Source organism: Erwinia rhapontici, from assembly GCF_020683125.1.
Classification (GTDB): Bacteria; Pseudomonadota; Gammaproteobacteria; order Enterobacterales; family Enterobacteriaceae; genus Erwinia; species Erwinia rhapontici.
Window position 1 is genome coordinate 4,391,357 of the sequence record NZ_CP085627.1, and the last position, 17,091, is coordinate 4,408,447.

Here is a 17,091-nt window from a genome sequence, read left to right on the forward strand (position 1 = left end):
AATAAATAAAGATCTGCTTTTACACGCATGGAACCAATAAAAAGGCTCCCCTGAGTTGCCAGCAGGGGAGCCGTATTGAAATAACACGTTTTAGGTAAGAGATTACGCGCTGCGATACCAGCCCATCAGTTTAATAAAACTGTTAGTAACATTAAACTCTAGTCCCGAACCCATAATTTCTGTATTACCCGAAAATGTGTGATCATGAACACCACTATTTGACGTATTTCCTGTCCATGATTTAGATGCATCAAAATTAAAGCCATCAGAATTACTCGACATACTTGCAACGCCATCCAATCCTGATCTGTAAGAGCTAAATGCCCCTGTAGCCCTCCCACCACCAACTTTAGTTAGCTGATTTGCTTCAATATTCCCCGTAATATTCATTGTGCCGCGTGTATGAGTATGCCCCCCGTTTGATGACGTTCTGCCGGATAAGCCCAATGAAAGTGACGGTAAATGATTCTTTTCAATCTGATAAATATCCTTACCCCCGATTGTCATCACATCACTGCCGTCCGCTTTCGCTAACCGGATAGTTTTATTCTCACCGATAGAGTTCCAGGTCGTATTGGGGAACAGGGTGTTCGGGTTTTTATTATGCGCAAACCAGGTGACGATGCCGACAGGATAAATCTCATCAACAACATTTCGTGCAGCAACCTGCTGATTCACATACTCTTCTGTCGCGAACACCAGGCTGTCATCCAGCGTCAGCGCTATCGCCTCGCTCCCGCTAACGGCGATCACCATGCGCAGGGTTTGCGTACGGCCAGATCCCTCTTCCAGCGCAGGCTTATAGGTTTCTGCCATATTACACACCGCCAGCAGCGTACCGTCTCCCGCCAACAGCCCCAGCTCACGCATCCAGAAACCACCTGCGCTGGCAGGGATGATCACCTCCGTCACCAGCCAGTTTTTGTGCGTCTTATCGACTTTGACCGAGTTAACCGCCTTGCGATATACCTCATGGACCAGAGTCGTCTGGCTGGAGCTCGGTGTGGTGGGCTGGCCGTTGCCGTCCCCCACGACCATGGTTTTGATATCAACCTGAGTACCGCCCTGCATCGCAGCGGCGATGCGTGCCTGCCCTGCCGTTGTTACGACAGACTTATATTTTACAGCCATTTAAAACCTCTCAAGCGGGAAAAATAGTGACCGTTTCAGCGTCATACTGAACGGCGCCTGTCCAGACGATGCCCTGAATATCCTGGGTGATCGTCAGGGCGGTTAAGTGACGGCTGACTGCTTTTGCATCTGCGATCAGTCGTTCCATCTCGTTAAACATGGCTTCATCAATGCCGGAATCCAGCACGCCGATATCCAGGCGAAACGTGCCAGGTGGCTCACTGGTTTGCCACCATTCATGCACATTGATCACATACCCCAGCGGTTCCACCACGCGTCGGATCGCAGCAATAGTGCCTTTACGGCGGTGAACGAACTGCGAGGAGGCAACCACCGCGCGCTTCGTCTCCTCCGGCCAGGTTTGATCCCAGCGATCAACTGACCAGGCCCAGGCCAGGTAGGGCAACAGCGCGACCGGGCAGGTTTGCGGATTCCACAACGTGCGCAGCGGCACCGGCAGCTGCTGGAGGCTGGCGCAGGCTTCTGCGGCCGCGACTTCCAGCGCAGACGACCCGACAGGCAGCAGACGATCACTCATCGGAACCTCCCACGCTGATCGCACGCCCGGTGCACCAGCCCGCCTGAGTTTTATCCAGCACCACATCCTGCGCGGGCTGGGCCAGTTCCACGCGCTGCACCCCTTCCACATGCAGGGCGGCGAACAGGGCTGAGCGGCGGATATCACGTCCCAGCCGGCTTTGTGCGGTGACAAAGGCGGCAAGCCGTGCTTCCGCTGCGGCGCGGATCGGCTCGGCCTCCGGGCCGGGGTAGAGGAACAGCGTGGCATCAACGCTGTACTCAACGATGTTGGCGGACTGCACGCTGACGCGATCGGCCACCGGGCGCACATTTTCATCGTTAAGAGCAATATTGACCGCGGACAGCAGCGCGGCACTGGCCTCCCCACGCCCTTCACGTGACAGCACGGTGATCAGCACTTCCGCCGGAGCCGGGCTGGTGGCGCTGACGTCAGCAATACGTCCATCGGCACTGCGGGCATGGTATTCATAAGCCCCCGCCGGCCCCGCCACGCTCAACCCTTCAAAAGCCTGAGCAATGCGCAAACGGAAGTCCTCATCCTTTTCCATCACCGCAGCGGTCGGCGGCAGCGTGCTGCTGTCAGCCGGGGTCAGCACCAGGCGGGTCACGCCGTTGTTCATTCCCAGCTGATCGAGATCGCCTCCGGTAGCCCAGGCCACCATCGTGGCTTTGGCGGCTTCATTGATGCGCTGTCGCAGGATCAGCTCGCGGTAGGTGTTCTCCTGCAACAGCTTGACGATGGGCTCTGACTCAAGCTCAAGGGTCCGGGTTATCGCCGCCTGCTGGTCGGCCGGATATAGCGCCACCAGCGCGGCCTTGCGCGCCTGCAACAACGTTTCAAAATCGAGCGCCTCAACAACGTTCGGCGCAGGTAGCTGACTTAAATCAATCGTGGCCATAATCATTCACTCACTGGAATGGAAAGAGAAAAAGGGGACTGGCTGAGGCTGCCCTGCAGCGCCACCACCATGCTGCCGTCGAATCCGGGCTGGTAGCTGATGCTGTCCAGCGCAATGCGCGGCTCCCACTGCAATAACGCCACATAGCAGGCCGACATAATTTGCAGGCGCAGTGCCTCGTTTTGTGGCTGGTCGATCAACATCGACAACAACGATCCATAGTTGCGGCGCATCACCCTGCTGCCCTGAGGCGTGAGCAAAATGTCGCGTACCGACTGACGGATATGATCCCGATCCGTCAGGGCCAGACCGCTGTCACGTTGCATACCGAGATAGTTTTCTGTACTCATTGCGGCCCCGCTGTTTTGCTGCCGCCACTTTCCACACCCGCGTGGACGTGACTGTGAACGACAATGCCGTTAGACGACAGGCTGCCCCCGCTGTGGCTGATATTGCCCTTCAGGGTGCCTCCCCCGGTCAGTTCAAACGTCGCGGCTTTCAGCTGCTGCGTGCACTCCACCAGCGGCGCATCAAGGGTGATGCTGACCGCCGCCGTGATACGCGCAGACTGAATGCCACTGGCCGTCAGTGCCCCGCTTTCCGGTTCATAGGCCAGTTGCGCGCCATCGGGAAACGTCCAGTGCACCGCATTCTGTGAGGCCGAAGGGGCCGGAAAGGCATCCGAAAAAATGCCCGCCAGCACAAAGGCGGTGTTCAGCTCTCCCCCCAGAGCGAGCAGAAGTACCTGCTCCCCTGGAGAGGGGGCATGCCAACTGCGGACCTGCCCTGCACTCCCGCTTAACCAGGGCAGCCAGGCGGTGAGGTTGCCTTCACTTTGCACCCGACAGCGTGCCCGGACGGTATCCACCTCGCTGACGGTGCCAATGCGCAGCAGGTTGTGCAGCTGGCGCCGGGTTTCACTGACAAATTCATTCATAACGCTCTCCTCCGTCATCTCAGATAGCGGGCCATTCACTGACCAGTTGTTGGTTGATATAAAGTTTCCAGGGGCGGGAAACGGCTTCCGGCGGCAGCGGTTCCGGGACGTGCGTGACGTGCAGCGCCCCGTCGTCTTCGCTGACCAGCACCCGCTCGGTCAGCAGGGTCACCACGGTGAAATCGCCGTTGGTAGTGCTGCTGAACACCATGCCGTTCTCGCGCCTCGCAGGGGTGGTCATCAGGTCAGGCTGGTTCTCCCGCAGCCACAGCAGCAGGGCTACCACCAGAGGGTCGATGTCACCACCGGACTCGCTGAGGGTGATGCGTAACGGGTACTGATATTCAAAACTCAGTGAGGCGGCGGGCGTGCAGGCCACTACGCCCTGTTCCAGCGCGATTGTCAGCCGTTCAGGGTGATCCTTGAGTTGCGGTACGCGGGCCAGTAACGCCTCGCGTAGCTGGTTGGGCTTTAACATCATGTTGCTCCTGACACTGTTTAAGGGTTTCGACTTGCAGGCCGCACGTCAGCAGTGCCTGCTCCAGCTGGCGGATCGTGTTCAGCAGATCCCCCTGTGTTTCCGGCTGACTGGCCGGGATCGAACAGCTGCTGACGATCGGACAACCACGCCAGATAATCGTTGGGGGTGGCGAAAGCGGGGTGCTGCTGCAACCGGATAATGCCGTCAGGCAAAGCAGCATCGCTCCAGCGTTGAAGTGCTTCATTGCTGCGTATGATCCTTTGATCGTTAAGTTGTTGTTTCATTGTGAGATCGCGTGCGCTCAGGAGTGACTGACGCAGCGTGCGTTCTGCCTCGGCCTGGCGGGCGATCTCGCCCTGTAGCTGTGTGATCACCTCATCGCGTTGGATCATTCCTGTGGTGAGCTGCGCATTCGTCCGTTGCAGCGCAATCTGCTCGCTGTGCAGGTGCGCCATATAAAGGGCTGCGCCGCCCAGCATCCCCATCAGTAGCAGGAGCAAAACAATCCACAGGCGATTCATTGCGCCCCCTTCAGGCACAGGGCGCGCTCTGCCGTTCGCCGCGTCTCAATCCCCTTATTGCGCACCCCCTTCACATAGACCCAGCGCATCAGTTGATCGCAGGCCGCCGCCCACTGTTGTTGATTGATCAGCCGGGCGTAAGTCGAGCGGCAAACGGCACCCACTCCGACGTTAAACGCGAAAGAGACCGTGGCGTCATACACCCCCTGCGGCATGGCAACGGGCATACAGCGTGCAATACCGCTTTCCACTCGCTGTACGTCATCAATCAGATTTACCGCGATCTGCCGTTCATTCACCTCCGTGGTCGGTATAACGCCCCGGGTATGTCCAATCCCGTTAGTCCAGACGCCGGCGCTGCACTGATACGGCGAGGTACGGCAACCTTCGGCGTTGGCCAGCAGCAGCAATCCTTCGCTGGAGATGGTTAGCGTGGAAAAGGAAGGCAGTGAGATCGCCAGTGCCATCACCACCAGCACCGCACACTTCTTAGCTGTTGAATTCATCCACATTCCTGCCCGTTTGCCGCTGTTGCATCAGCCGCCAGGCCTTACGGCGGTAATGCCAGTTGATAAAGAAATTCGCGATGTTGATGCCCAGCGTGATGACCGCCACCAGCGCGCCCACCATAAAAGCGATGTCCTGCACCGTGTGGCGCCCTGACCACATCATGATCGCGCTGACCAGGTACCCAATCAGGGAGCTGTTTTTTTCCATCAGTCAGCTCCACAGATTCAGCGTTTCATGCGTGGCTGACAGTGAAAGCGTTGGAAGTTCTACCGGATAGCCATGAGGCAGCAGTGCCCCCCGTTCAGCCAGCCCGGGGTTGGCAGCGTAAACCTGTTCCACGACCTGCCGCGTACGGCCATAGTGGCGAAAACAGATCTCATCGACGCTGTCGTCCTGCAGGGCATAAATTTTCATGTTTCACTCCCCCGTAACGGGTATTGCGATAATAGAAACGGCAAAGCGTGGGAACGGTCACCTCACCGCAATCTCACTCTGCCGGGTAAGCACAATCAGTGTGCGTTTTCGACGATCGCGGCTCAATCCGGGGCTGTTGTAGGGAGGGTGTGACAACGCAAGGGCATCAGACAGATGAGATGAGTCGCCTCTGAACGGCAAAAAAAAGGCAAAAAAAACCCCCAAACGGGGGCATCAGCAGAACATCGCGCAGAGGGGGTGGGATCCGTTCCGGGTACGCGAGGGCCTGCACCCGCGGGGAACAATGTGTACCCGCCAGGCTGTCAGGAAGGCGTTAGCACTCAGGCGGTGGAGAAAAGACGACCGAAAACTGCGTGTTTTTGAGCTCGACGCCACGGGCAATATCGGCAATCAAATGCAGTGCTATCTCGCGGTCACGCTCCCGGCAGGTGCCTTCAGAGGTTAATCTTGCTATCAGTTCTACGCGTTCCAGAATGACGCGTTCAGCTAATTCTTTGTCCACAACTCCCCCTCCGTATCACTGTACATACATACAGTATCATAGCGCTTAACAATAAGAAAAGTTTTTTGCTTGTACCGCAGACAATCTTTATCACCATGATAATTATCAAATTATTAATATTGCTCTAAAGAAGAAACATACCATCGCCTGCCGTGTTTATTTCAGGCCTGAACGCCCGCCATGGGGGTTTCAGCGTATGAAAATGAGATTCATACGGGTGAAATAAATTAGCGTTGCTCACGTTATACGGGGGCGAACGGGCTGTTCACTCCCGGATGAACTCGCCTATTCACTAAAGATGAATGTGAGAGCCGTACTGACAAAGACAGCGGGTTTACAGGTTGTAAAAACACCCATCATCGGGCAAAATCTTTTATAATTGATGTGCTCGCCGTCCTGATGTGCCCATAAAGCTACAATTCAAATTGCACACTCCCCAAAAAATGAAATAAACCAGGAGTTTGAGCGTGAGCCTAAAAATCGATTTTCAAAGCGGTGCAAAAGAGGTGCTGGATCGCGTGCTCCAGGCCTACGGCTTTACCACGAAACTGGCGCTGGCTGAGCATTTAGGGATTGCCAGCAGCAGCCTGGCGAATCGCTATTCGCGCGGTTATTTCCCCTCAGATATCGTCATCCGCTGCATGGCCGATACGCAGGCCTCATTGCAGTGGCTGGCAACCGGAGAGGGTGAGCAGCCAGGCCCGGCAGAAAACCGCACGCCGCCCTCGCAAAACGGAAATACCCAGACGCTTGCCCGTCAACGCCTGGACGCCGGAAAGCTGACAACGCTCACCAGCATTGCCGTCGACGCGGCGTTCTTTGAGGCCTGGCCCAGCGCCATTGAACAGCCGCTGGTGATTGTTGAAGGCAACCAGCAGTTTATTGCTGAGCAGGCATTCAGTGAGGTCCTGGATGGTGACTGGCTGGTGTCGCTGGAAGGCCAGGTGAGTATTCGCAGCCTGACGCGTATTCCTCCCGGACGCGTGCGCGTTGCTAGCGGTCAGCAGCAGTTTGAATGCGCCCTGAATGAGCTGGTCCCGCTGGCCCGTATCGTGATTGCCTGCACCCCGTTGTAAGCAGGCCAGCCGCAAAAAAGGCCACCCCCTGTGGCCTTGTCAGCTAAGTGACGCGGATTACGCCAGTTTCACCGGCCACTGATTCAGCTGGATCCCCCGTTTTTTCGCCCCCTCGCCGAAGTCCTGTAATATCGCTTCCACATCAGGATCGATGTATTCGGCATTATCGTGGTCCACAATCACCACGCTGTTCTCCGGGATCTGCGCCAGCAGGCCTTTGAGGCGCGGATTATGCATAAAGGTCAGGTTCTGCTGAAAACGCAGCACATAATGATCGTCATAGCGCGTCAGCAACATCGCATTACGATGGCTTTTATAGATGCTGAACAGGATCTGCGTCGCCAGACCAATGCCAATCCCCGCCAGCATTCCGAAAATCAGAATACCGCCGATGGTCGCCATAAACGGCACCCACTGCGGCGCTCCCTGGCGGATTTGTGACACAAACAGCCCCGGCGTAGCCAGCTTATAGCCTGTATACAGCAGCACCGCCGCAAGGCTCGCCAGCGGGATCGCATTCAGCAATCCGCTGAACCACAAGCCGCACACCAGCAGCAGCACACCGTGAATCAATATGGAAAGTTTACTGCGAGCGCCCGCGCTGACGTTGACCGAACTGCGCACGATAACGGCAGTGATCGGCAGCCCCCCCATAAAGCCGGACAGCAGGTTACCGATACCCTGAGCGCGCATCTCCTTATCAGGAGAGGGGGCCGGGGTTTGCGTACGCAGTTTCTTCAGCGCTTCCTGACTAAGCAGGGTTTCCAGGCTGGCGACAATCGCCAACGTGGCGGCAACGATATAGACCGCCGGGTTCTGCCACGCCAGCCAGTCCGGCCGCTCCAGCTCCCCGGTTAACGTGGCAATACTGTCAAAAGCGGGCAGCGAGATGCGCGGCAGATGGCTGGCGATATCCGGGAAAAAACGCCCTCCAAGCACCGTCGCCAGACAGCCGAGCAGCACCGCCACCAGCGGGCCGGGCATCCATCCCAGCCAACGATTCCGCTTGATAGCAGGCGTGGTCCACAGCCCGAGCACCAGTAGCCCGGCAAATGCTACCGCTACCGCAGGAAGTGACACATTGATTGCCCCCTCATGCAGCAGTGATGACCAGCCCTCTTCACCCGCAGCACCCAGCGCCACCGGTATTTGCTGAATAATCAGCAGGATACCAATCGCGGCCAGCATCCCTTTGATCACGCTTCCCGGCACCAGCGAGATAAAACGCCCGGCACGCAATGCGCCCAGCAAAAACTGCAATACGCCAGCGATCATCAATGCCATCAGCAGTGCGGAGAACGATCCCAGGGTCTCGATAGCCCCCGTCACAATGGTCACCAGGCCCGCCGCAGGGCCACTGACCGCAAATTTCGACGGGCTGAAGGTGGTGACCACCAGGCCACCGATGACGCCCGTCAGCAGCCCGACGAAGGGTGGCAATCCGCTGGCCTGAGCAATCCCGAGGCACAGCGGTAGCGCCACGAGGAAGACCACCAGCCCCGCTGGAATATCCTGACGTAAGGTATTCAGATTCATACGCTGCCCTCTTCTGCCTGCTGGATTAGTTCCTTCAAATGCCCGCTGTGCAGATCGTACACACAGCCGAACACATCCAGCGCCACGCCGTCACGCCAGGCTTTCAGCACCGGGGCGGTTTTCACTAACTGGCTGAACTGTGTCAGAACATTGGCTTCCACCAGCCGGTTCAGATGATCCCCCGGCAGTTCTTCTGTACTCAGCGGCGCAAGTTCGGAGGCGATGCCGTGGCGCAGCTGAGTGATGCGCCGCGCCAGCGCTGAGTTTTCATCCCCCAGCGGAATATCCGGCAGCGTCAGCGCCGCCTGCACGCCGCCGCAGCCGTAATGACCACAGAGAACAATGTGTGAAACCTTCAGATATTCAATCGCATACTGCAATACGCTCATAAAGTTGTCGTCATTGCTGACCACCATATTGGCAATGTTGCGATGGACGAAAAGCTCGCCCGGGTGGGCGCCGGTCAGCACCTCCGCCGGTACACGACTGTCAGAGCAGCCGATCCACAAAGAGTGAGGCTGCTGCCCGTCCACATTTTGCCGGAAATAGTGCGGATCACGTTGGCGTCGCTGTAAAGCCCAACTGCGGTTTTTAGCTAACAGGGGTTTGAGGGTCGTCAAAATAGAATCTCTCTTCCGGGGAAAATGTGAAATAAGTTCTAACATCTTAGTTAACCGGAAGTGATTAAGATTAATCTTAAGTGATAATAAATAACCGAAATGTAATGTTAATTAAATGTGCTTTATTAAATTGAGTTAAACAGGCATGGAAATAAAATAAGATAAACTTATTGATGAATGAAATCATTGATAATAAAAAAAATATAGCCATTTATCATATAGATGATACGAACAATAAAGGAGCGAAATAAAATAAATCAGGAAACACGCGTCTAATATAAAAACGTAAATCTCTTTATGTAACTAATAAAAGTGACACTAACTCAGAAGAGGATAAGAAGGAATAATTATCTCTCTGCTTCTGCTCGATTTATTAATTAGTGACGTGATTTATCAATTACTGTCAGCAAAGTTGATTTTATTTAATCAGATTTACACTTCAGATCGTTTCACCCATAAATATCTGGTAACTCAGGTCCACCGAGTCGGCCGAAAAGCGGCTGTCGCCAATCTTTTTCAACAGCAGCTCGGCCGCGGTATACCCAATGGCGTAACGCGGGGTAATCACACTGGCCATTGTCGGGTACATTTCGCGGCTGATATCCAGCCCATGGAATCCGGCAATCGCAATGCGGCCCGGAACGGCGATGCCGTGGCGCTGGCAGTGCAGTAATGCACCGAGTGAAAGGTCGTCGTTAGTACAGAAAATCGCATCGAGGTCAGGGAACTGCTCCAGCGCGCTGGCCAGCATCGCCGCGCCCAGTTTCTGCGATGAGATAGCCTTCGGGTTGACCCGATTCCCGCTGCCACCGCGCTCCTCCATCGCCTGACAGTAGCCGCGATAGCGAAACTCATCACGCCGATCGTCCTGGGAACCGAAGTAGATCACCCGTTTACGCCCCTGATCGAGCAGCGTGCGCGTCATATCGTAGCCTGCGCTAAAGTTGTTAAATCCCACCTGCATATCCAGGCAACTACCCTGGGTATCCATCACTTCGACAATCGGGATCTGCGCCGCCCGCAGGTACTTCACCGCACGCAGGGTATGGTCCTTTTCACTGAGGATAATGCCATCAATGTTGTACGAGAGCAGATTGATGATCTGCTCCTCTTCGGCCTGTTTGTCGTAGTTGTAGTTAGCGATCAGCGTCTGGTAACGCCCTTCTTTGGTGGCTGCCTCTATCCCGCTGAGGAGATCGGCGAAAATCTGGTTTTTAAACGATGGGATCAGTACACCGAGCGTGTAGCTCTTCGAGCTGAGGAGCATCTCCGGCGCACGGTTGGGAATGTAGTTAATCTCTTCGATAATTTGCGCGATTTTCGCCCCGGTTTCTGGCGACACGCGATCGGGCGTACGCAGATAACGGCTGACCGTCATTTTCGTGACGCCCGCCAGTGTGGCGATGTCCTGGAGCGAGATACGGTGCGCGCGCATTGGAGGTTCCATTTAAACGTGAAAAAGGGCCAGGCATGCCTGGCCCCTGATAAGGGTAACGGGGTAGTCGGGCACGCCCGGCCTGATATTAATGAATAATCGCGTTCAGGATCAACACACCTGCCAGGCCGAGGAAGGAGATCAGCGTTTCCATCACCGTCCAGGTTTTCAGCGTCTCAATCACGCTCAGGTTGAAGTAACCTTTAAACAGCCAGAAGCCTGGGTCATTGACGTGGGAAGCGATCACGCTGCCGGAACCTACCGCCAGCACCATCAGCGCCGGATCGGCGTGGGTAATGGCGATGATTGGCGTAACGATACCGGCAGTGGTAATCGCCGCGACGGTCGCAGAGCCGAGCGCGATACGCAGCATAGCCGCCACGGTCCAGCACATCAGCAACGGAGAAAGCGATGAGCCTTTCATCATGTTAGCGATGTAGTCACCCACGCCGCTGTCCACCAGCACCTGCTTGAAGGCACCGCCACCGGCAATGATAAAGACGATCATGGCGATAGCCGCAATGGAGGAGCTGCACATCTCCATCACTTCTTCCATTTTACGCCCGTTGCGCAGGCCCAGCGTGAACACGGCGATCACCACAGAGATAAACAGCGCGACCGCCGGGTTACCGACAAATTCGAAGAACTGGCGCAGCACATTCTCTTTTGGCGTGGTCAGCTCAAACACCGCCGCGACTGCCATCAGGATCACCGGGATAACCGCCGCGAAGATACTGGTCCAGAAGCCTGGCATTTCATGATCTTCAAAGATTTTCGGGTTATACAGCCCTTCCGGTGGCGATTTTTCAAAACCTTTCAGGAATTTCGAGAAAATCGGACCGGCGATAATCACCGTTGGAATGGTGATAATCATGCCGTACAGCAGCGTGGTCCCCAGGTTCGCACCAAAGATGGTGGCAATGGCTGTCGGGCCCGGATGCGGTGGCAGGAAGCAGTGGGTGACCGACAGTGCGGCCACCATTGGCAGACCCACATACAGCATCGGCATCCCTGAAGCAGCTACCACGGTAAATACCAGCGGCAGCAGCAGTACGAAGCCAATCTCGTAGAACATCGCCAGACCAACGATCAGCCCGGTCACCATCAGCGCCCACTGCACGCGCTGCTTACCAAAGGAGGCAATCAGTGTGGTTGCCACGCGTTGCGCCGCCCCGGTGTCCGACACCAGTTTACCGAGCATCGCCCCGAATCCGAGAATTAACGCCAGGCTGCCGAGCGTGCCACCCACGCCTTTCTGAATCGAGGCGATAACGGCCAGCGGTGTCATCCCTTCGGCAACCCCGACCACGGCAGAAACAAAAATTAAGGCGATAAAGCCGTTGACCTTGAAGACGATCATCAGCACCAGCAGCAGGATTACGCCAATAGCTATTATTGTAATGGGCATAAAGCACTTCCTTTAAAAAGTAGAGGTACAGGGTTTGATAAGCGTGCTTATCCGAAAGATTTCTGGTTGCAGCAAGGCGGCGACGAAGCAAATCCCCGGGAGCTTAGTCAACTACGTGACCGGGGTGAGCGCAGGAAGCCAACACAGCTGCAGCCTGAAAGATAAAGGATAAACTAAACGGCGACGCGCATCCCGCCGTCTACAAAAAGAAGATGTCCGTTAACAAAATCAGAGGCTTTAGAGGCCAGAAACACCGCCGCCCCAATCAACTCCTCAGGATTACCCCAGCGCGCCGCAGGCGTGCGTTTGCATAACCAGGAGGTGAAGGCTTCATCATCGGCCAGTGCCTGGGTCATTTCGGTTTTGAAATAGCCCGGTGCAATGCCGTTGACCTGAATATTATGGCGAGCCAGTTCGACGCACATGCCGCGCGTCAGCATCGTCACCGCCCCTTTTGAGGCCGCGTACGGGGTAATGGTGTCGCGCCCCAGCTCGCTCTGCATCGAACCGATATTGATGATTTTGCCTTTCTGGCGCGTCACCATCTGGCGGGCCACCGCCTGAGAGACGAGGAACACTGCTGTCTGGTTGACGGCGATCACATCGTTCCAGTCCTGCTCCGGGAACTCCAGGAATGGGCGACGACGCTGAATACCGGCGTTATTGACCAGCACATCGATAGGACCGATTTCACGTTCAATCTTCTCAACGGCGGCATTCACCTCCGCTGACTGCGTGACGTTAAAGGCCACGGCATGGGCCTTAAACCCCTGCTGTTGCAGGTCTGCTGCGGCTTTTTCAGCCCCTTCCTGGGTGGTGGCGTTGATGATCACTTCAGCACCGGCCTGTGCCAGCCCTTTCGCCATCAGAAAACCAATGCCGCGGCCAGAGCCGGTGATCAGTACACGTTTGTTATTGAGCGAGAAAAGCGTCGTCATGGTCATCCCTTAAAAAGTCAGTTGCACTTTGGCGGCCTGGGTTTTGTCACCGGCAAATTGCAGCGCAGCGTCAATGTTCTGGTAGTCGTATTCCCCGCTGAACAGCGGCAGCGGGTTGACGGTGCCGTTGCCCAGCCACTCCACGGCGGTGTTGAACTCGAAGGTGAAGCGGAACGATCCGACCAGTTTGATCTCTTTAGCAATCAGCATCATGATCGGGAAACCCGGGACATCGCCGCCCATGCCCACCTGCACTAACGTGCCTTTTGCACGGGTCACTTCCAGGCAGCGCGTCAGTGAAGACGGATGACCGGAGGCTTCAAACGCCACGTCGAAGTAACCTTTGTTGGCCAGATACGGGGTGAAATCGCCGTTGGCCGCGTGGATCGTGTGGGTGGCGCCCATCGCCGTTGCCATCGCCAGCGAACGCTCACTGACATCCGCACAGACCACTTCTGCTGCGCCTTTCGCTATGGCTGCCGCCGCAATCAGGCAACCGATTGGGCCCACGCCAGAGATAAAGACTTTTTTGCCCTGCAAATCGCCGCCCTGGTTAGCCGCATGAATGCAGACCGCCAGAGGTTCAGCAAAGACCATCACTTTATCGTCAGCGGCATTGTCGAAAGGAATGCACTGGCTGCTATCCACCACTTTGTACTGGGTGAAACCGCCGTCCACATGCGGGTAATACATCGCGCTGCCGAAGAAACGCATGGTGGTGCACTGGTTCTCTTCATCCGCCAGGCAGTATTTGCAGTGGCCACAGGGTTTTGACGGGTTAACCGCCACCTTTTGGTTCTCTTTAAGCGCTGGGTTGTCGCTTTTCACCACATGACCGATCACTTCATGACCGAGGATCATCGGCATTTTTACCGCAAAGCTGCCCACTTTACCGTGCTGATAGTAGTGCAGATCCGAACCGCAGATACCGCCGCGCGTAATGCGCACCAGCGTGCCTTCACCCTGGTAATTGACCTGCTGGCTGATGACTTCAACCTGCTCTTTGCCGTTAATCATGCAGGACTGTGTGGTGGTGCTCATGGTGTTCTCCAGTACGTGTCAGTTCATGGCGCCTATCAAATCGATGTTTAACATGCAAAACTGTGAATCAGATCACTAAAATTCATGTTACTAAATCAATGTTACGCATAACGTGAACCACGTTGCCCTTTCTCCCCGATGTATTCAGTGGCATTCATCACAAACCGATTAACTGCACTTTCATCACGGTCATTTGATCGCTACAGTTAACTCATCCGACCACTTCAGAGATCGCTTGCGATGAGCCTGTCACTGTTCACCCCGCTGGACCTGGGTTTTACCCAACTCAAAAATCGTTTTCTGATGGGTTCCATGCATACCGGGCTGGAAGAGCATCCGGATGGCGCGGCCCGGCTGGCGGCGTTTTATGCCGAGCGGGCACGCGCCGGGGTGGCGCTGATTGTCACCGGCGGCATTGCCCCTTCACCGGAAGGCGTGGTGAGCCAGGGGGCCTCGGTGCTGAATGATGCATCACAGCTGGCGCATCATCGTCAGGTGACGGATGCCGTCCACCAGGCGGGTGGAAAAATTGCCATGCAGATCCTGCACGCGGGCCGCTACAGCTACCAGCCCGCACTGGTCGCGCCCTCGGCCATTCAGGCGCCGATCAATCCCTTCTGCCCCCGCGAACTGTCGCATGACGAGATCCTGCAACTGATTGCCGACTACGCGCACTGCGCCCGTCTGGCACAGCAGGCGGGCTACGATGGCGTTGAGATTATGGCCTCTGAAGGCTATCTGATTAATCAGTTCCTGGTGGCGCACACCAACCAGCGCAGCGATGAATGGGGCGGCAGTGAGGCGCATCGCCAGCGCTTTGCCCTTGCCATTCTGCGGGCAGTGCGTGAAGCGGTGGGCCACGAGTTTATTATTATTTTCCGCCTGTCGATGCTCGACCTGGTGGAACAGGGCAGCACGCTGGAGCAGACCATTCGTCTGGCGCAGGCGGTCGAACAGGCTGGTGCCACGCTGATCAATACCGGCATCGGCTGGCATGAAGCGCGCATCCCCACCATTGCAACGGCGGTGCCACGCGCTGCTTTTGCCTGGGTCACCCAGGCACTCAAAAAACACGTCAGCATTCCGCTGATTGCCACCAACCGGATTAACCATCCGGATGTGGCCCAGCGCGTACTGGATGAAGGCTGTGCCGATATGGTGTCAATGGCCCGCCCGTTCCTCGCCGATGCCGAGTTTGTGCTGAAAGCGCAGCAGGATCGCAGCGATGAGATCAATACCTGCATCGGCTGCAATCAGGCCTGCCTCGATCAGATTTTCGCGGGCAAGCTCACTTCCTGCCTCGTCAATCCGCGCGCCTGCCATGAAACCGAAATGACGCTGACGCCCGCCGCACAGGTGAAGACGCTGGCGGTGGTCGGTGCCGGCCCTGCCGGACTGGCCTTTGCAGTCAATGCCGCCCAACGCGGTCACCGGGTGACGCTGTTTGATGCAGGGCCTGAGGTGGGCGGACAGTTCAATATTGCCCGCCAGATCCCCGGTAAAGAGGAGTTCAGTGAAACGCTGCGCTACTTCAGACGCCAGCTTGAGCTGCATCACGTCACGCTGCGGCTGGATCATCGCGCCAGCGCAGACGATCTCACCGCCTTTGATGAGGTGGTGCTGGCAACGGGTATTTTACCGCGCACTCCGCCGATTCCGGGCATCGACCATCCGTCGGTACTGAGCTATCTGGAGGTCATCCGCGATAAAAAACCCGTCGGCAAACGCGTGGCCATTATTGGTGCAGGCGGCATCGGGTTTGATACCGCCGAATATCTGGTCGCTCACGGGCAGGATCTCACTGCGTTCTGTCGGGAGTGGGGCATTGACCGCACCCTCACCCAACCGGGAGGGCTGGTGCCGCCAGAGCTTCCGGTGAGCGAGCGTCAGGTCTGGCTGTTACAGCGCACACCGGGCAAACCGGGCGCCGGGCTGGCAAAAACCACCGGATGGATCCATCGCGCCAGCCTGCAAATGCACGGCGTGCAGATGTGGGGAGGCGTTGAGTATCAGCGGATTGATGATGAAGGCCTGCACCTGCGGGTCAATGGTGAAGCACACCTGCTGGCCGTGGATAACGTGGTGATTTGCGCCGGGCAAGAGCCGGACCGTTCACTGGCTGATGCGCTGTCAGCGCGGGGGAAAGTGCCGCATATTATTGGCGGTGCGGATGTCGCCCGCGAGTTGGATGCACGCCGGGCGATTGCTCAGGGGACGGCGCTGGGGCTGGCGATTTAAATGATGCTGCCGGGCGGACCAGAAAAGCGCTCCGCCCCCAGGATGACATCCATGGTCTAAATACCGTTTTCGCGCTAGCATCAATGACGCCACACTGACTGACCAGGAGCTCTTGATGTCATCCCCCTATTTCTCTCCGCTACTCTCGCGCTTTGACTGGCTTGATCACGCCTTTATGGCCGCAGGCGAACGCCCTGCGGCAGGCACGCGTTACAATCAGCAGCGCCACAGCGCCCGGGTCATCCTCGATGTTGATGCCCTGCCGGTAAAAAGCCAGGACGCGGATGGACTGATTGGGACGGGTCAGGATGCCGTGGCGATTTACACCGCTGACTGCCTGCCGATCCTGTTAGCCGATAGCCGTCAGCAGCAGGTTGCAGCGGTACACGGTGGTTTAAAAGGGATTCTGGGCGGGGTACTGATTAACGCAATAACGCATCTGTGTGAACGCGGAGCAACGCCGGACAGTCTGTTTATTGCCATCGGCCCGGCGATTGGTCCCTGCTGTTATGAGCTGGGACAGGATGTGATAGACCGGGCAGAACAAGATGATCCGCATCAGCTGGCCGCACTGATGTCCTGGTCTGCCCACCCCTGGCCTAATCCGGCATCGGTACGTCCACAGGCGCAGGGAACCACCGCAGGCGTGTGGTTTGACCTGCCGTTGCTGGCAAAACGTATTGCGTTGCGTGCGGGTGTGCCGGAAGAGCAGATTGAGCTGTCGCAGATCTGTACCTACTGCATGGCGGAGGAGCAGGCCAGCTATCGCCGCAACAGCCATGTTCAGCACGGTTATCAGCAGCGATTTTCGTGGATTGCCAGACGATGAAGGCGCGGGCGAGG

The 17,091-nt window shown here is 56.6% G+C and carries 20 protein-coding genes; 3 read left to right on the top strand and 17 right to left on the bottom strand.

Annotated elements, in window-relative coordinates; all coding sequences use genetic code 11:
- Positions 1-102: 102 nt before the first annotated feature.
- From LJN55_RS20265 to LJN55_RS20315, 11 genes are all read right to left on the bottom strand, one after another.
- Positions 103-1,131: a phage tail protein gene (locus LJN55_RS20265; protein WP_227535148.1), complete on the bottom strand. Its 1,029-nt coding sequence runs from the start codon at positions 1,129-1,131 to the stop codon at positions 103-105.
- A gap of 10 nt (positions 1,132-1,141) precedes the next feature.
- Positions 1,142-1,669, bottom strand: a complete 528-nt coding sequence (locus tag LJN55_RS20270) for a phage tail protein I (RefSeq protein ID WP_167863320.1) — start codon at positions 1,667-1,669, stop codon at positions 1,142-1,144.
- On the bottom strand, positions 1,662-2,570 hold the full coding sequence (locus LJN55_RS20275) for a baseplate assembly protein (RefSeq protein WP_227535149.1): 909 nt from the start codon (positions 2,568-2,570) through the stop codon (positions 1,662-1,664). Before LJN55_RS20275 ends, LJN55_RS20270 begins: the two co-directional genes overlap by 8 nt.
- A 2-nt stretch (positions 2,571-2,572) precedes the next feature.
- On the bottom strand, positions 2,573-2,920 hold the full coding sequence (locus tag LJN55_RS20280; RefSeq protein ID WP_133842469.1) for a GPW/gp25 family protein: 348 nt from the start codon (positions 2,918-2,920) through the stop codon (positions 2,573-2,575).
- Positions 2,917-3,507 (bottom strand): phage baseplate assembly protein V, encoded by a 591-nt coding sequence (locus LJN55_RS20285; protein ID WP_227535150.1) that lies wholly within the window; start codon positions 3,505-3,507, stop codon positions 2,917-2,919. The genes LJN55_RS20280 and LJN55_RS20285 overlap by 4 nt, the downstream gene beginning before the upstream one ends.
- A 19-nt stretch (positions 3,508-3,526) precedes the next feature.
- A complete protein-coding gene (locus tag LJN55_RS20290) occupies positions 3,527-3,985 on the bottom strand; it encodes a phage tail protein (RefSeq protein ID WP_227536420.1) in 459 nt (152 codons plus the stop codon).
- Complete coding sequence (gene lysC, locus LJN55_RS20295) at positions 3,918-4,232, bottom strand: Rz1-like lysis system protein LysC (protein WP_133842471.1); 315 nt, start codon at positions 4,230-4,232, stop codon at positions 3,918-3,920. The genes LJN55_RS20290 and lysC overlap by 68 nt, the downstream gene beginning before the upstream one ends.
- A gap of 273 nt (positions 4,233-4,505) precedes the next feature.
- Positions 4,506-5,015 carry a lysozyme gene (locus LJN55_RS20300; protein WP_133842472.1) on the bottom strand — a complete coding sequence of 170 codons (510 nt, stop codon included), beginning with the start codon at positions 5,013-5,015 and terminating at the stop codon, positions 4,506-4,508.
- Positions 4,999-5,226, bottom strand: coding sequence for a phage holin family protein (locus LJN55_RS20305; RefSeq protein WP_133842473.1), 228 nt, complete (start codon positions 5,224-5,226; stop codon positions 4,999-5,001). Before LJN55_RS20305 ends, LJN55_RS20300 begins: the two co-directional genes overlap by 17 nt.
- Positions 5,227-5,229: 3 nt before the next feature.
- Positions 5,230-5,433 (bottom strand): tail protein X, encoded by a 204-nt coding sequence (locus LJN55_RS20310; RefSeq protein WP_133842474.1) that lies wholly within the window; start codon positions 5,431-5,433, stop codon positions 5,230-5,232.
- A 334-nt stretch (positions 5,434-5,767) separates the two neighbouring features.
- On the bottom strand, positions 5,768-5,956 hold the full coding sequence (locus LJN55_RS20315) for a hypothetical protein (protein WP_133842475.1): 189 nt from the start codon (positions 5,954-5,956) through the stop codon (positions 5,768-5,770).
- Positions 5,957-6,423: 467 nt separating this feature from the next.
- Between LJN55_RS20315 and LJN55_RS20320 the strand changes: the two genes are divergently transcribed.
- The gene (locus LJN55_RS20320; RefSeq protein ID WP_227535151.1) at positions 6,424-7,032 is read left to right on the top strand and encodes a phage repressor protein CI; all 609 of its coding nucleotides are present in this window, start codon (positions 6,424-6,426) and stop codon (positions 7,030-7,032) included.
- 57 nt (positions 7,033-7,089) lie between these two features.
- On the opposite strand, the gene LJN55_RS20325 is transcribed toward LJN55_RS20320, so the two are convergent.
- The 6 genes from LJN55_RS20325 to idnD all read right to left on the bottom strand — a co-directional run bounded on the left by LJN55_RS20325 (position 7,090) and on the right by idnD (position 14,010).
- On the bottom strand, positions 7,090-8,568 hold the full coding sequence (locus LJN55_RS20325) for a SulP family inorganic anion transporter (RefSeq protein ID WP_167863315.1): 1,479 nt from the start codon (positions 8,566-8,568) through the stop codon (positions 7,090-7,092).
- Positions 8,565-9,233: a carbonic anhydrase gene (locus LJN55_RS20330; protein WP_213202145.1), complete on the bottom strand. Its 669-nt coding sequence runs from the start codon at positions 9,231-9,233 to the stop codon at positions 8,565-8,567. Before LJN55_RS20330 ends, LJN55_RS20325 begins: the two co-directional genes overlap by 4 nt.
- Positions 9,234-9,627: 394 nt before the next feature.
- A complete protein-coding gene (gene idnR, locus LJN55_RS20335; protein ID WP_200641801.1) occupies positions 9,628-10,623 on the bottom strand; it encodes a DNA-binding transcriptional regulator IdnR in 996 nt (331 codons plus the stop codon).
- Positions 10,624-10,711: 88 nt separating this feature from the next.
- Positions 10,712-12,031, bottom strand: coding sequence for a gluconate:H+ symporter (locus LJN55_RS20340; protein WP_062745501.1), 1,320 nt, complete (start codon positions 12,029-12,031; stop codon positions 10,712-10,714).
- A 173-nt stretch (positions 12,032-12,204) separates the two neighbouring features.
- The gene (idnO, locus tag LJN55_RS20345) at positions 12,205-12,969 is read right to left on the bottom strand and encodes a gluconate 5-dehydrogenase (protein ID WP_227535152.1); all 765 of its coding nucleotides are present in this window, start codon (positions 12,967-12,969) and stop codon (positions 12,205-12,207) included.
- A 9-nt stretch (positions 12,970-12,978) separates the two neighbouring features.
- On the bottom strand, positions 12,979-14,010 hold the full coding sequence (gene idnD, locus LJN55_RS20350) for an L-idonate 5-dehydrogenase (protein WP_227535153.1): 1,032 nt from the start codon (positions 14,008-14,010) through the stop codon (positions 12,979-12,981).
- 240 nt (positions 14,011-14,250) lie between these two features.
- Between idnD and LJN55_RS20355 the strand changes: the two genes are divergently transcribed.
- Both LJN55_RS20355 and LJN55_RS20360 read left to right on the top strand, forming a co-directional pair.
- A complete protein-coding gene (locus tag LJN55_RS20355; protein WP_227535154.1) occupies positions 14,251-16,248 on the top strand; it encodes an NADPH-dependent 2,4-dienoyl-CoA reductase in 1,998 nt (665 codons plus the stop codon).
- Between the two features lie 115 nt (positions 16,249-16,363).
- Positions 16,364-17,077, top strand: coding sequence for a polyphenol oxidase family protein (locus LJN55_RS20360; RefSeq protein ID WP_227535155.1), 714 nt, complete (start codon positions 16,364-16,366; stop codon positions 17,075-17,077).
- Positions 17,078-17,091: the final 14 nt, after the last annotated feature.